The organism is Pontibacter arcticus (assembly GCF_003284895.1).
Taxonomy (GTDB): Bacteria; Bacteroidota; Bacteroidia; order Cytophagales; family Hymenobacteraceae; genus Pontibacter; species Pontibacter arcticus.
This window is the reverse complement of sequence record NZ_QMDV01000001.1, coordinates 1,113,351-1,128,470: the sequence shown is the minus strand read 5'-3', so window position 1 is coordinate 1,128,470 and position 15,120 is coordinate 1,113,351. Positions and strand designations below refer to the sequence as shown.

Here is a 15,120-nt window from a genome sequence, read left to right as displayed (position 1 = left end):
TTTCTCATAAGCGCTTGCAAGGAGGAACAGTAAAGTATAACGGAGCAACTAGTGGCTAATGTTTAAATATAGGTATTAAACGCTAAAACGCAAATGCTGGTATACCGGAGTAGCCCCTGCGTTTGCGTTTTAATTACTATGTAAATATCGAAACAAAAGTTACATAGGCTCCTTATTTTTTTGCTGCCTGCTTTTGCGTCTGAATGTATACTTCGATAGCTCCGGTCATGGATGGGGCGTTTGGCATAGGTGCTTCAATGTCCAGTTCCAGGCCTGCATCGCGTACGGCTTTTGCTGTTGTTGGCCCAAAAGCAGCTATCCGGGTATTATTTTGTTTGAAATCCGGGAAGTTGGCAAAAAGCGATGTAATTCCGGACGGGCTAAAGAAAGCCAGGCAATCATAGGTTACATCATCCAGATCCGAAAGATCGGCTGCTACTGTATTATAAATAATCGCTTCAGTATGCTTGATCTTATTTGCAGCCATAAAAGCCGGAATATCATCTTTGCGGATATTAGAGCAAGGATACAGGAACGTCTCGTTTTTATGCTTTTTGATTACTTCAAACAGATCTTTCGCCGTTTTCTCGCCTACAAAAAGTTTACGTTTACGAAGCGTGATATACTTTTGAAGGTAATAAGACGTTTGATCAGAGATACAGAAGTACTTCATATCTGCAGGCATCTCAATTTTGCTTTCCTGGCAGATCCTGAAAAAGTGATCAACGGCGTTACGGCTTGTAAAAATTACGGCAGTATGAGCCAGAATATCCACTTTATCTTTCCGGAACTCCTTAAAAGAGACAGGCGCAACTTCAATAAATGCCCTGAAATCCACCTCAACGCCATACTTCTCAGCAAGGGCCATGTAAGGTGAGTTATCGGTAGTAGGCTGTGGTTGTGTTACCAGAATACTTTTAATCGGAATATTGTGTCTGTCTGGGTTTGCCGTCCCGGTCGCTTTGCTCTCAGCCATATAATAATACGGTTATTAAATAAACACCCACTGAAACCACTAAACGCAAATTAAAAGTTAAAGACAATCAGCTTTAACATAATTGCCAGCGGAATCACTTCTGTGGCGCAAAGGTATGAAAATAAATGCAAATTAAGTATAGGGGCTTTCGTATTTACTACAAAGAATACGCGTAATATTGCTAACACAAGCAACAGTGACACAGCCAGATTGGATATTAAAAGTATAGTCTGAGGCATGGCAGCATTCAGGGCCAGATACAGCAGCATAACGACCGGCAAAAACATCCCCAGAAAAAGTATGCTTCTCAGAAACTCCCTGTACTGAAGATCCACGACCTGCTCCAGCCCAAAAATAAAGCCCATTACTTTCAGGAAAAGGTATTTAAACAGGATAAAGCCAAACACCAGAAAAGTATAAAATATGATTTTTGTGGTAAGGTCTGCCTCCGAAACCGGAAAAAGCCTGTTAAATAACCGCACATGCTGCACATTAGTATGTATAGCCGCTATTACGAGTGCAATGGAAAGCGAGAACGCAAGTATAAACAACACTCCAGACCAGGAGCCAATCGGCTTTATAAGCGGTGCCTGTTGCATAGAACCTGCGCGGTCGTGTAAAGTACCCAGGTTAAAAATACCTGCAAAGTCTGCCGGAAAGTTACTTCTAAGCCAGCCATAGATCAGCCCGATCAGAAGTATAAATAAGATAAAGGCGTTTTGATTTACGTATTCCCTGAACTTGACAGCAAAGGGCCGCTTGCTTTGGGGTGTGATATCGTAGATTTCCGTTATATGATTTTTAAAAGAAGCTACATCAGGCTGCTGGTCTGGATGCCAGACCGTTAGCAGGTAGTTGCCCTTCACTGGTTTTATACCTTCGCTATACTTTTTAAGGTCTAATGTATAAACTGCAGTAGAGTCTGCCTTAAAAATCAATTTGTTATTAAGTAGCAGGCAAAGATCTTTCGGAGCTGTAAAATCTACCAGAAAAGGCTGCACATCTGTGATGGCTACCCATTGATGAAGTGCATTGTAACCGGAGTGTACCTTGCTGATATACGGCAGCAGTTCTGCAGACTCGGATTGGTAAACGAGCCAGTTTTTGGTGATGGTATTCTTTTGTTCGAGGGGCAAAGGCTGTGCTTGTGCTGCTTTGCAACACCAGAGCAGCAGCACGCTTAAAATAAGCGCAAATACAGTTTTTTTATACTTTGGAAGATAACCGCTGATTTGCACCCCGTGATTTGTAAACGCCCAGAATTATACTTAATACAACTGAAAAGCCCAATAGCGACAGTAACAGGTTTAAGTTACCCCACGCACTAAAGTTAACTACAAATATAATAACCATCAGGTTTATAAAACCAAGTATAACTACTGTAGTGATCTGGTTAAAACCCATGGCCAATAAACGGTGATGGATGTGATTTTTATCCGGCACAAAAGGAGAGACCCCTTTCAGAATGCGGATAAACGAGACACGCAGCGTATCAAAAAGCGGCACGAACAAAACACCGAGTGCAACTGTAGGTGCAGCCGGCATCTGTCGCATTTCTATAAACTGTATGGCAAGTATGGATACGATAAAGCCACAGAGCAGAGAGCCGGTATCGCCCATGAAAATGGTTGCCTTATGAAAGTTATACCGTAGAAACCCTAATAAACCACCGATCATGCAAAAAGCTACTGCTGCATAATTTCCATATGCCTGCCCTCCGTACAAATAAAAGAATATTCCGAAAGTGGCTGCTATGATCATCACAATTGTTCCGGCAAGGCCATCCAGCCCGTCGATCAGGTTTACAGCATTTGTTACACCGATAATAACCAAGAAAGTAAACATATAGCTTACACCGATCTGCAATTCGCCTATACCAAAAATCCCCTGAAAACTTGTGATCCGGATATCAGCCATAAACATTACAATACCCGTTGAGAGCAGTTGTACCGCAAACTTTTTGAGGGCAGATATACTTACCAGATCATCTTTCAGGCCGATAAAGAAAAGGATAATACACCCTGCCAGCAATTGCTGTACCCCATTGCTCAGATCTCCGAAAATGGTTAAGGCAGACATAAACCCGGCAAACACAGCCAAACCGCCCAGCCTGGGGGTAAGCGACTCGTGCACAGTCCGGAAGTTAGGCTGATCCAGGATATTTTTAAGATGCGCCACTCTTATAATAGAAGGTACAGCAAAAATGGCTATCAAAAAGGCCCAGCTGAAAGCTAGTATAAGGGGTAGAATCGCTTGATTCATAAATTGTTCAGTATCTGGAAGTATAACCAAATGAGTTTATACTTCTTAAGTTTGTTTATGGCCTTTTGACCAGACGGCTTGCTGTAAATGTTGCGCTATCAAAGGTAAAGCTTACTTACGGTAAAAACCAAATCAGGAATGTAACACGCCTTTCATTTGCAGCATTCCAATTTCGATCAGATTTTCTTCTGTGATGGAATCCGGAACAAACACAAACTTCTTGTCAAATATCTGTTTCCCGATGTAGTAGCTTACCCAGTACTCGTTGTTAATGTGGAAAATGGCTGGATCAATAGGCTCTATCTGCACAAAAGTTTTAGCCTCTACCTGCTCAAACATATGCCGCAAAACGGATGTCTTTACTTCATTCCCATCCAGTACCCCGTATCCTTTCGATGAGATCAGGACATTATCTATCGGGTGAGCATTGTAGTTAAGCAAGTATACATTCCAGATGGGTTCGCCTGTATCACCTTCAGAAGTAGCAACTGCTACCGAAATGCCTTCTACCGGGTTAAAATCAATATCTTTCTTCATGCAAGGTGTCTGTAATAGTGGCTTCGAATAGTGCAGCCAGGTGCTTTCTTAATTTTTCTTCTACTTCGGATAAGGATACTTCATGGCCCAGTTCTTTAGCCAGCGAGGTTACCTGTTTATCTGAAATACCGCAAGGCACAATGTTGTTAAAGTAATCCAGGTCGGTGTTTACATTAAAAGCAAAGCCATGCATGGTTACCCAACGGCTGCATTTAACACCCATCGCACAAATTTTGCGCGGATTAATTTGTGCTTCGTGGTCAAGCCAGACGCCTGTTAACCCGGCTATGCGGCCAGCTTCGATGTTATACTCTTTCAGGGTAAGTATAACTGCCTCTTCCAGAAAGCGCAGGTACTTGTGTATATCCGTGAAAAAGCTCTCGAGGTCAAGTATAGGGTAGCCCACAATCTGCCCGGGGCCGTGGTAAGTAATATCGCCTCCGCGGTTGATCTTATAATAGGTAGCGCCTTTGGCTTCCAAGCCACTTTCATTGAGCAGCAAATTTTCTTCGTGGCCACTTTTGCCTAAAGTATAAACATGCGGATGGTAGCAGAACAGCAAATAGTTTGGCGTAGCTTGTTGTGCTTCCGGTGCGGCCGTTCGGTTATGGGCTTTCAGATCAAGTATACTTTTGAAAAGCTTTTCCTGATAATCCCAGGCCTCTTTGTAATCGATCAGCCCCAAATGCTCAAATTGTATTTTCCTGTTCTGCTCCATTTGCGGTAAGTTTATACTTTGGCAAGTTCGCCTTTTACGTAATTGATGTTCTCAATCGTATTCGGGCTTACATTGTTCAGTTCGGCCAGGTAAACTGTCACCCAGTCAAAAATATGAATGAGACTGAAAGCCTGCTCCAGGAACGTTGACCCTTGTGCTTGTACTTCTAACACCTTTCCTGCTTTGCTTTCAAAAATCTTCTTAGAAACATCCATGCGCAAACGGATACGCTCATGGTCGTAGGCACTTCTGATATAAAGCACAGTTATCATCTCGAAGAGCGGCTCCGGGTGCAACCAACCAACAATCTCGTTGTGGTTCATCTCCGGGAAGGTATTTACATGGCTCAGTTGTTTCGAGTTCTCGTTTATTTGTTGCTGAAAACGAACGGCAATGGGCTCGAACTGAACGCCGGCATAAAGTATCGGAAGTTTTCCTTTAAAGGCATTCGCCAACGCGCTTGCTTCTACTTTCATGCTGCTCTGCTGCTCTTCCAGAAGTGCTATTGTCTGAGCCAATTCTGTTTTAAACGTCACGTTCAGCACACCGGCATAATGCAGCAAGTATAACATCTCTACCACAGAGTAGCCCAGGCACGCACGCGGCTGCTCCGAATCTCCGGGAATTATAATGTGTGGAAAGTTATTTTCTTTAGATAAACGCAGCACTTCGCCACCGGATGTAACGCAGGCCAACGTAGCGCCTTTAGCCAAAGCCTCCCTAATACCGGACAGGGTTTCTTCGGTGTTTCCAGAGAAAGACGATGCAATAAATAAAGTATCCGGCCCAACAAAGGCAGGAATATCATAGCCTTTGTTTACAACTAAAGGCATTTCAATTTTATCGCTTACATAGGCTTGTATCAGGTTGCCCCCAATACCGGAGCCGCCCATACCAGCAATTACAATATTACTGTATTTTTTAGGCGCAAAGTTAACTGTAGCTTTCTCTCCTATTTCTGTTGCGTGCTGCAGTTGTTGTATAAATCCTTCTACCAGTTGTTTCATATGCTGTGTTTTGCGTACTTATTTTTTACAGTAACCTAACTTTGGTGCAATTTACAAGTTTACAATGGCTTCTCAAACTTACAACCGCATCCTGACCGGGCAGCAAGGCGAAGACAGCGCAACGCAGTACCTTACAGAAAATGGCTATACTATACTTTGCCGCAACTATAGGTATAAGCGCGCAGAAATAGATATAATTGCCCAGAAGCCCGATCTGCTTGTTTTTGTGGAAGTTAAAACCCGCACTACAGCTAAATACGGACACCCCGAAGAAGCTGTTAGCAGGCGTAAAGAAGAATTATTTCTGGAGGCTGCTGCTGCCTACATCGAAGAAATTAATTGGCAGCACGATGTCCGGTTTGATATCATTTCGATTACATTAACGGATAAGCAGGTTTTGCACCACATTGAAGATGCTTTTCATTAGCGCTGGGCCTGCGACCGTTTGTCCATTTTGTCTTTTTCGTAGATGAGCTTACCGTGGCGGTCGTACTGTTTTAGCAAGTATGGTTCTGCCGGTGCTTCGTAAGCAGTCTTCGGATATTGATATTCGGAATGCCTGCGCCCTCTGAAATCATAGTGCTTTATCCAGACGCCAACTTTGCGGCCTTTTTCATATTGCCCGCTCCATTCCAACTGGCCGTTCTCGTAGAACCGGTAATACATGCCCTGTACTTTACCAAACGCATAAGGGATCACTTCTCTTACCTTACTCTGGTCGCCGTTGTAGTAGGTAAATACGGCATCACGCTGAAAGCCTTTCTCATAATGGTCTTTATCCAATAAGATTTCGTCTTCGCCGCGGCGGTAACGCTCCCAGCGCAGGTGCTTGGTGCCTACATAAAAATAGCCTTCTTCTACTACCTGTCCGCCAATTTCCTTTTTGTATGGGCCATGCAACACTTTATACTTGGCTGGGTCGGCTTCGCCGCGGGTGCGGTAGAGTTTCCGCTTTTTGGTATCGAATAAATATTTTTCGGGAGCGTAGGCACTGGGCTCTATGTACTCGGGCAAGTAACTGAATGTCTCGATCGTTTCTCTTTCGCCACTGCCTGTCTTCACAAAACCACGCTGTACTTTATGGCCCAGAAAATAGCGTCTGTTCTGCTTCTGGCGCTTCTTTTCTTTTTTCTCTTCTTTTTCCTGATCGAGTGGTAGCTTGCTTTCCAGGCTTGGTTTAGTTGTGTCGGCATCCGCTAAAGCTGCCTTATCCAATTTGCCACCTTTAGCAAGCGCCTGGTTCAGGTTATAATCACTGTTCCAGGCTGGCTTGCTACAACCGCCCAGCAGCAGCAAAGCCAAACCAAGACTAAATGTATAAACCAACCGAATTGTGTGCTTCATTTTAATATGCTGATGTGCTAATGGATTAATGTGCTAATGGGCAGTATATGTATTGCTTACAACAAGCAATTTAGCCATCAGCCATTCAACAATTTATACTTAACGTAAAGATGCTTATAAATCGTATAAGAGCCAATATGCTGCTTTTTATTTGCTCTTATAACTAAAGCTGCTTTTGCTAAGTTTCATACTTGCCAGTTAAAAGAAAAAGGCAGCCTTCTGTAAAAGCTGCCTTTCTAAGTATGTTAAACTTTAAACAATATACTATTCTTTATCAATCAGGTCTACGCTGCGTTTCACGAAAGCTGTAAGCGCCGAGCCTGAAAGCAGGTTCTGAGAAAGCAGGGCCAGATCAAATGCCTGGCGCGCAATGCGTTCTTTGTTATCCTCTTTCGCGTTCAGGATGCGCTGGTTCAGGCTATGGTTCGCGTTGATGGTAACATTATAAGCATCCGGCAGATCGCCCATAAACATCATACCGCCGCCACCGTTGCGGCTCATATCTTTCATGCGGCGCATAAACTCCGGAAGCGTAATGATTACAGGTGCATCGTCCGGAGACAGTGCGGTTACTTCTACCGTCATGTGCTGGTTGGCAATGGCCTGCTCAAAAATCTTTTTCAGACTTTCTTTTTCCGTATCGTTCAATACGCTTTCTTTTACTTCGTCGCGCTCGATCAGTTTATCTACAATTTCCGCGTCTACACGCTTCAACGTCGTTTTTTCGACTTTTTGCTCCAGCAAACCAATAAAGTGGCTATCAATTACAGTATCAAGCTTTAACACATCGTAGCTGCGGTTCTGGGCGGCCTCTACATAAGCATGCTGCTTTTCAGCATCTGTAGTGTAAAGCCATACTTGCTGGTCGTTCTTATCCGTCTGGTTAGCCTGCACTAAAGCTTTATACTCTTCAATGGTATTATACTTACCAGTCGTATTCTGTAGCAACACAAAGTCTTTGGCTTTTTCGTAGAACTTATCATCGCTCAGCATGCCATACTTTACAAACACCCCGATATCGTCCCAGCTGCTCTCGAATGTAGTGCGGTCTTTCTTGTAAATATCGTTTAGCTTGTCGGCAACTTTTTTGGTGATGTAAGTATTGATCTTCTTCACATTCGCATCGGCCTGCAGGAACGAGCGGCTTACGTTAAGCGGAATGTCAGGCGAATCGATGATACCGTGCAGCAACATCAGGAACTCAGGCACCACATCTTTTACTTCATCCGTAATAAATACCTGTCGCGAGTACAGCTGAATTTTGTTGCGCTGCAGCTCCAACTCGTTTTTGATTTTCGGGAAGTATAAAATACCCGTCAGGTTAAACGGATAATCAACGTTGAGATGGATCCAGAACAGAGGCGCTTCCGAGAACGGATAAAGCTCTTTGTAGAAATTCTTGTAATCTTCGTCGGTAAGTTCGGCTGGTTGTTTTGTCCAGATCGGGTTTGGGTTGTTGATGATCTGGCCTTCGAACTCTACGGGCACCGGCAAAAACTTGCAGTATTTATCCAGTATGGTTTTGATGCGGGCAGTTTCCAGAAACTCTTCTGAATCCTGGGCTACATGAAGTATAACATTGGTTCCGCGCTCTTCTTTAGCAGCACTGGTGATAGCAAATTCCGTACTTCCATCGCAGGTCCAGCGGGCTGGCTCCGCATCTTTCTGGAAAGATTTTGTTACGATCTCCACACGCTCGGCTACCATAAACGCTGAGTAGAACCCAAGACCAAACTGGCCAATGATCTGGCTTTTATCGCCGGAATCTTTGAAGCGCTCCACAAACTCAGCTGCACCCGAAAAAGCAATCTGATTGATATACTTTTTAATTTCCTCGGCAGTCATACCAATTCCGTTATCCGAAATGGTGATGGTGCGGGCTTCTTTATCTATTGCTACTGATACTTTCAGATCGCCCAGGTCGCCGTCGAACTCGCCAACAGATGATAGACGCTTTGCTTTCTGGGTAGCATCTACGGCATTACTTACCAGCTCGCGCAGGAAAATCTCATGGTCTGAGTAAAGGAATTTTTTGATGATCGGGAAAATATTCTCGGTGTGAATCGAAATGCTGCCTCTTTCTTCCATGTTATTATTTTATAGAATGTTTTTTGAATGTCTGTTTCCGGGAGAGGGCGTTTCAAATCCTGTTCCAAGTATAAACGCGCCTTGCAACCGTGACAGGTTGGCAGAAACACGCTGTTTTATACTTCCGAAGTATCGTTTTTTGCGTACAACTCCTGACACATTTATACCTCCATCTTAATTTGTAGCTACAAGAAAGTATAAATTAGCTATTGCTTTCCTGATTTAAACATTATATTTGCTTTAGGCTCGTTTACGATACATGCATCGGTACTTAAATTATATCGCCCTTACACTGCTGTTGCTCTTTACCAGAGCAATGGTACCCGATGCGCTTATGCTGCATCTGCACGGGCACGAGCATACCGTACACGCCGATGCCTGCGACAGCCACAAAGCCCAGGTAGGCAAAAAACACAATCACTGCCCCGTAGAAGATCTTTTTGGAGCTCCTTACCAAGGTAGTGTAACATACTTCGAGCCCGAAGCTTTAACCCACACGCAAAGGTTTAACAATTTATATAGTGCCAGGTATTACGGTAATACCGTCCTTCTTCCCCATCTACGCGGCCCGCCCGTAGCTTAAATTCTTTTCTGTTTGTATGGTTTCCTGAAGTGCTTTTACTGGCTGCTTCGCCATACGTTAGTTTAATGTTTCTGAGAGATACTGCTTTAGCCTTTCTGTTTTTGTGAGGTTATAAAGCCTGTATTTCTATTCTTCAAATTTTATTTTACCTGTGCTTATACCTGATTTTCTGCAGAAGCTGGTGCTTTTGCCAGTATTGGCCTTATTTGCTTTTGTGGCCCAGGCACAACCTATGCCCGCTACAGGCCCGGATATTTTGCCGGAGGCTGAGCAGAATTGCGGCCTTACGCTTTCCGGAAAGGTACTGGACCACGACAACCGCGAACCTTTGATCGGAGCCACTGTGCTTATCCGGGAGCTAAAGAGAGCGGCTGTAGCTGATGAGTATGGCAATTATCATTTCCATGATATTTGCCAGGGCACATATACGGTACAGGTTTCTTATATCGGCTACGAGCAGGAAGCGTTTACTTTCCGGATCACAACTTCTTCGGTCAGAGACCTGCAATTGCATACCGATACCCGTACTTTAAATACAGTACAGGTAATAGGCAGCCATGTAAAATCTCAGGCGCAATCTTCTGAGTTGCTTGGTGGCCGCGACCTGGCCGAAGCGCGCGGTTTAACTTTAGCCGAATCGCTTAAAAGTATAGCTGGCGTTACTACCCTGCAAACGGGTCCGACTATTTCGAAACCTGTTATCCATGGCTTGCACGGAAGCCGCATTTTGCTGCTTAACAACGGCGTGCGCCAGGAAGCACAGCAATGGGGCACCGAACACGCCCCGGAAATAGATCCGTTTGTAGCCACAGAGATGCACGTTATAAAAGGAGCGGCCGGTGTAAGGTATGGGGCAGATGCTATTGGTGGGGTTGTAATCGTAGAGCCAAAGCCGTTGCCTGACTCGGTAGGGGTAGCAGGATCGCTTAACCTGATGGGCTCAACCAATAACAGGCAGGGTGTAATTTCGGCGATGGTAGAAGGGAATGTGGCTAAACTCAGGCCGCTGAGCTGGCGCCTGCAGGGTACGCTTAAAAAAGGCGGCTTCTCAAAGGCAAAAGATTACTACCTGAACAACACCGCATTTGAAGAACAGAATTTCTCGGGAACAGTAGGCTATACCAAACAGAATTACGGAGCCGAAGTATATTACAGCCTTTTCCAGACCAAACTGGGCATTTTGCGCGAGTCGCATGTGGGCTCATCCGAAGACCTGCTGAACGCCATCAACCGCGACAAGCCTTTCGGAGCAGATACAGTAAAGTTTACGTATGATATCCGGACGCCTTACCAGGATGTAACCCATCATCTGCTAAAAACAAGACTGTACCTGAACTCGGCAACTGCCGGTAAATTTGAGTTTGTATACGGGCTGCAGCAAAACGTACGCCAAGAGTATGCACTGCACGGCAATAGTGCTGCCACGCCGGCTATGCAACTCAAATTAACCACCCATACGACAGAGGCCGTTTGGGAACACAAGCCTGTTGGCAATTTCTCAGGATCAATAGGAGCGGCTACGGTTTACAAGCACAACACCTATAAGTATGATGATTTTCTGCCGCAGTACACAGGCATCACTGCCGGTGCATTTGCCATAGAAAAGTGGCAGAAAGACAAACTGCAACTGGAAGGCGGCCTTCGGTATGATTATACTTACCTGCTCGTAAAAAAGTATGAGCCGCGTACCGATAACGGAAGCGGATCAGCCCTGATCAAACCGGATTATACTTTCCATAACCTTTCCGGTATGGTAGGTGGCATGTACGATGTGGGCTATCATCTTACATTTGGGTTAAGTGCTACTTCGGCGTGGCGTGCGCCTGGTGCAAATGAGCTTTTCAGCGAGGGCATTCACCATAGTTCGGTAGCGTACGAAGTAGGCAACCCTAACCTGAAACCCGAACAGGCTTATAACTTCGAGGCTTCTGTGGATTATTACGCCAACCGCCGGTTCAATGCCAAGCTCAGCGTGTATAACAATTACATTAACGAATACATTTATACCGCTATCCAGCCGGAGCCTGAGCTGACGGTACGGGGCTCTTTCCTGAAGTTTTTGTACAAGCAGGCCGATGCGTCTTTCAGAGGGGCAGACCTTAGCTTTGATTTGAAGTTAGTAAACAAGCTGACCTGGATCTCGAAATCATCTGTAGTGCGGGCCCGCAACCTGGATATTGACGATTGGCTGGTAGCCATACCTGCAGACAGGACAGACAACAAGCTGACCTTTGAAGCCGGGGATGTTGGCAAGCAGCTGAAGGAAACTTACTTCTCTTTGGGAGGATTATTTGTGGCCAGGCAAACCAGAATGCCTACTAAAGCCGACGAAGACTTGGCCGAAGCGCCAAACGCCTATTTCTTAGTTCATGCCGAGGCAGGCACCACGTTATACTTTGGCAAGCAACCACTGGAAATAGGCATTACCGCGAACAATTTATTAAACACAGCTTACCGCGATTACCTGAACCGCTTCCGGTATTTTGCCGATGAAACCGGCCGGTTGATCATGTTCCGGGTAAGCATTCCGCTTGATTTTAGAAAAAGTTAACCATTCAATTTTAACGAACCATCATTTTAATTAACAGTTTTAAGTATCCACTATTATGAAAAAACAATTCAGACCTTACGTAGCATTTTTATTGATAGCAGGTTTAACCTTTACAACTGCCGCCTGCAGCGACGATGATCCGGAGCCGGTAGAAGAGCAGGAGCTGATCACATCCATGAAGATCGAATTTACCCCGCAGGGAAAAAGCAACACGCCCATAACAGCAACTTACAGCGATAACGACGGCGATGGCGGCCAGCCTCCTGTAGTTAGCAACACATTGGATCTGGACCCGAATGTGACGTACGATGTAAAAATATCGCTTGCAGATGGCAGCAAATCACCAGCTCTTGATATGACGCCGGAAGTGCGCGAAGAAGGCGATGACCACGAGTTGTTTTATGAAGATGTAAACAACGCGCTGGGCCTTGTTATAGAAAAAACCGACAGAGACAGCAAAGGCCGCACTGTTGGCTTAACAGCAACTATTAAAACGCCTGCACTTAATAAGACTGGTAACCTTCGCGTAACGCTTAAACACCAGCCCGGCATTAAGAGTACAACTCCGGATCAGACAAAGGGAGAAACAGATTTTATCGGTAATTTTCCTGTTGTAGTAAATTAATTTCCGCCCCCAGTCTATTGCCTTTTTCTAAGGGCTTACTTTAAAACGAGTACTAGCTGCTTTTTTAACTAATATGGTTATAAAGTAGTTGTTACTCGTTTTTTACTTTGTCAGATATAGCACGCTATACCTAATCCAATATCTGTAAACCTGTGTTATAACGTTCTTAAAACCGGCTGACATTGTACTTTTCAGACATAACAAAGTATAACTTATAACTATTTCTTAAAACTTAATAAAACTATATAGGAACTTTTGCATCAGTGTAGCGTAATAGGGTTCAGTTCAAACACTCTGACATTATGCAAAAATTATTTAGACCTTACTTCGCCTTTTTGTTTATGGGCGCTTTAGCTGTAGGAATATCATCTTGCGATAGCAACGACGAAGACGAGCCAGCACCAGTTGAAGAAGAAACAACTATCCCTGGTTCTATCAACTCGCTGAGAATCGAATTCAGACCGAAAGGCCAGCCTACTGCTACACCAATCACTGCTGCTTATGGTGATGATGATCAATCTGATAATATCCCAGGAACCGTAAAAGGCGATATTAATCTAGATCCGGGAGTTGTTTACGATGTTAAGGTTATGATGACAGATGAAAGTCAGTCTCCGCCGGTAGATCTTTCTGCTAACACAAAGAAGACACAGGATTACCACGAGTTCTTTTATTCACCGCTTCAAGGACTTAAAGTTAGTTTCTTAAAAACTGACCAAGACAAAAATGGGCTTCCGGTTGGTTTTACAGCCGAAGCAACAACGCCTGCAACACCAAGTAAAGGTACATTACGCATAACGTTGAAGCACATGAAAAAAGATGGCGTAATTCTTAAAAGTGCTACATCAACTGTTAACACGGGTTCAACTGACTTTTTCGCAATATTTCCTGTTGTGATCGACTAACCTTTACAGGTTTATAAACTTCTGAAAAGGAGGCATACCAGACGTATGCCTCCTTTTTATTTTTCAGCTATACTTGCTGCCAGTGCCTGCACCGTTTTCAGGATACGGTTTGCCCTGGTTTCGGGGCGCTTGGCTTGCAATACGGCTACTACATACTCTTTGCGGTGCGTAAAAGCCAGTTTCTCAAAATGCTCCAGCAAACCTGCTTCCTGAAGCGCTGCCTGCATATCCGGAGGTAGGGTAGCTGTTTTTGCTATCCTGTCGATTCCGGGCAAGTCAAGGCCAAAGGCAGAAGGCTTTTTTTGTTCGTGCTGCTGTCTGAAACGAACCGAAGACCAGGTCGCATCTAAAGAGATCTGCCGTACGGCCACAAAACCCAGTTCCTGCATAAGAGCCCAGCCTTCGTCGCGGGTAAGATCGGTAGCGAAACCAGCTGCTTTTTTAGGATATGCGATCCAGAGTATACTTTCTGGCAGCAAGGCAGCCACAGTTTTTGGAGCCCAGGCAATTAGCTCTGCCTTCGATCTTACAACTAATTGTACCGCTTTATACCTTGCAGCTTCTGATTGGTTTGTAACAATGTTCAGGTTCTCCTTTTCAAGCAAAGCTTTTACCTCTTCAGGGGCATTTAACACCAGCACTTCTGTACCTGGTTTTAGCTGCAATTTCTGTCTTAAACACTGCTCGGCCATTTTTAAAACTATCGCTTGGTTTATCAAAAGTAACCAGCCGGAAGTTACCTGTCAACTAAAGGTATAACAGCAGTTATATGCGCAGCCGGCAAAAACTTTATTTAATTAAAAACATAAGATATTTAATAAATAAATGCACTCATACACAACCTGTTAACCCTAATCCAGTATACAAACTTAACTATCCATCTCTAAAATTTCCTGATTGCCTATGAAAAGATTTTTTACTCCAAACTTCAAAGAATTAACCCTCACTGCCTTTACCCTTTTAACACTGTTTTCTGCCTGCTCTACACGCGTAGAAAGAGATGAAAAAGCGATGGCGAAACAGGAGCCTGTAGTTGCAACACAGCCTAATGCTGTTACAGTAGCTGCCATACAAGCTCCGGAAGATGAGGCTTACTTCGACCTGATTGCCGAAACATCAAGCTGCCTGGGTGAGAACCTGTGGATTGGTGGTAAAGTAGAAAGCAGCCGCCAGATGGCGCTCACCAAATCAGGTGACATCACACACACAAAAGTGTACCGTATTAAAGAGCTGACTGCTACAGGCATTAACTCTAACCAGAGCTATACTTTTGAAGAGAATGCCGGAATCCTGAAAGCTACTTATGCCGGATCTGATATGCTGCACCTGCAGTTAAACGATGGTGAATTGCAGCTGATGCACAGTGCCGCCACCGGCGCTGAGCCTGTTGTGCTGGCTTACCATACTACCAAACCAAATGAGCTGCAAACCGGCAAAGCCGGTAATTGGAGCTGTAAGTAACAAGCCTCAAAGCAAGTATAGCCAGCTGCATGCTTATGTGGCTGGCTATACTTGCTTTTAAGG

At 44.5% G+C, this 15,120-nt stretch carries 15 protein-coding genes; 6 read left to right on the top strand and 9 right to left on the bottom strand.

Annotation, left to right across the window (positions count from 1 at the left end; all coding sequences use genetic code 11):
• Positions 1-172: 172 nt before the first annotated feature.
• The 6 genes from DP923_RS05015 to DP923_RS04990 form a co-directional block, all read right to left on the bottom strand.
• Positions 173-976 (bottom strand): uroporphyrinogen-III synthase, encoded by an 804-nt coding sequence (locus tag DP923_RS05015; protein ID WP_112304679.1) that lies wholly within the window; start codon positions 974-976, stop codon positions 173-175.
• Between the two features lie 50 nt (positions 977-1,026).
• Positions 1,027-2,214 carry a DUF4271 domain-containing protein gene (locus DP923_RS05010; protein WP_239020939.1) on the bottom strand — a complete coding sequence of 396 codons (1,188 nt, stop codon included), beginning with the start codon at positions 2,212-2,214 and terminating at the stop codon, positions 1,027-1,029.
• Positions 2,183-3,238, bottom strand: a complete 1,056-nt coding sequence (locus tag DP923_RS05005) for a glycosyltransferase family 4 protein (RefSeq protein WP_165838147.1) — start codon at positions 3,236-3,238, stop codon at positions 2,183-2,185. Before DP923_RS05005 ends, DP923_RS05010 begins: the two co-directional genes overlap by 32 nt.
• Positions 3,239-3,370: 132 nt before the next feature.
• Positions 3,371-3,775: a hypothetical protein gene (locus DP923_RS05000; protein ID WP_112304678.1), complete on the bottom strand. Its 405-nt coding sequence runs from the start codon at positions 3,773-3,775 to the stop codon at positions 3,371-3,373.
• The gene (gene lipB / locus DP923_RS04995; RefSeq protein WP_112304677.1) at positions 3,759-4,493 is read right to left on the bottom strand and encodes a lipoyl(octanoyl) transferase LipB; all 735 of its coding nucleotides are present in this window, start codon (positions 4,491-4,493) and stop codon (positions 3,759-3,761) included. Before lipB ends, DP923_RS05000 begins: the two co-directional genes overlap by 17 nt.
• Before the next feature lie 11 nt (positions 4,494-4,504).
• The gene (locus tag DP923_RS04990) at positions 4,505-5,500 is read right to left on the bottom strand and encodes a bifunctional phosphoglucose/phosphomannose isomerase (protein ID WP_112304676.1); all 996 of its coding nucleotides are present in this window, start codon (positions 5,498-5,500) and stop codon (positions 4,505-4,507) included.
• Positions 5,501-5,564: 64 nt separating this feature from the next.
• Here DP923_RS04990 and DP923_RS04985 point away from each other — a divergent pair, with 64 nt between their 5' ends.
• The gene (locus tag DP923_RS04985) at positions 5,565-5,927 is read left to right on the top strand and encodes a YraN family protein (protein ID WP_112304675.1); all 363 of its coding nucleotides are present in this window, start codon (positions 5,565-5,567) and stop codon (positions 5,925-5,927) included.
• Here the strand turns inward: DP923_RS04985 and DP923_RS16650 are convergent.
• Together DP923_RS16650 and htpG are read right to left on the bottom strand one after the other, a co-directional pair.
• Positions 5,924-6,844: a toxin-antitoxin system YwqK family antitoxin gene (locus tag DP923_RS16650; RefSeq protein WP_165838146.1), complete on the bottom strand. Its 921-nt coding sequence runs from the start codon at positions 6,842-6,844 to the stop codon at positions 5,924-5,926. The genes DP923_RS04985 and DP923_RS16650 overlap by 4 nt on opposite strands.
• A 264-nt stretch (positions 6,845-7,108) precedes the next feature.
• On the bottom strand, positions 7,109-8,932 hold the full coding sequence (htpG, locus tag DP923_RS04975) for a molecular chaperone HtpG (RefSeq protein WP_112304674.1): 1,824 nt from the start codon (positions 8,930-8,932) through the stop codon (positions 7,109-7,111).
• 259 nt (positions 8,933-9,191) lie between these two features.
• Here htpG and DP923_RS04970 point away from each other — a divergent pair, with 259 nt between their 5' ends.
• The 4 genes from DP923_RS04970 (at position 9,192) to DP923_RS04955 (ending at position 13,596) form a co-directional block, all read left to right on the top strand.
• A complete protein-coding gene (locus DP923_RS04970) occupies positions 9,192-9,515 on the top strand; it encodes a hypothetical protein (protein ID WP_112304673.1) in 324 nt (107 codons plus the stop codon).
• 151 nt (positions 9,516-9,666) lie between these two features.
• Positions 9,667-12,066: a TonB-dependent receptor gene (locus tag DP923_RS04965; protein ID WP_112304672.1), complete on the top strand. Its 2,400-nt coding sequence runs from the start codon at positions 9,667-9,669 to the stop codon at positions 12,064-12,066.
• 55 nt (positions 12,067-12,121) lie between these two features.
• Complete coding sequence (locus DP923_RS04960; protein WP_112304671.1) at positions 12,122-12,691, top strand: hypothetical protein; 570 nt, start codon at positions 12,122-12,124, stop codon at positions 12,689-12,691.
• A 302-nt stretch (positions 12,692-12,993) separates the two neighbouring features.
• Positions 12,994-13,596, top strand: a complete 603-nt coding sequence (locus tag DP923_RS04955) for a hypothetical protein (RefSeq protein ID WP_125047639.1) — start codon at positions 12,994-12,996, stop codon at positions 13,594-13,596.
• A gap of 56 nt (positions 13,597-13,652) precedes the next feature.
• Here DP923_RS04955 and DP923_RS04950 read toward each other — a convergent pair whose 3' ends face one another.
• A complete protein-coding gene (locus DP923_RS04950) occupies positions 13,653-14,288 on the bottom strand; it encodes a YdeI/OmpD-associated family protein (protein WP_112304669.1) in 636 nt (211 codons plus the stop codon).
• 211 nt (positions 14,289-14,499) lie between these two features.
• Between DP923_RS04950 and DP923_RS04945 the strand changes: the two genes are divergently transcribed.
• A complete protein-coding gene (locus DP923_RS04945) occupies positions 14,500-15,057 on the top strand; it encodes a hypothetical protein (protein WP_112304668.1) in 558 nt (185 codons plus the stop codon).
• The last annotated feature ends 63 nt before the right edge of the window (positions 15,058-15,120 follow it).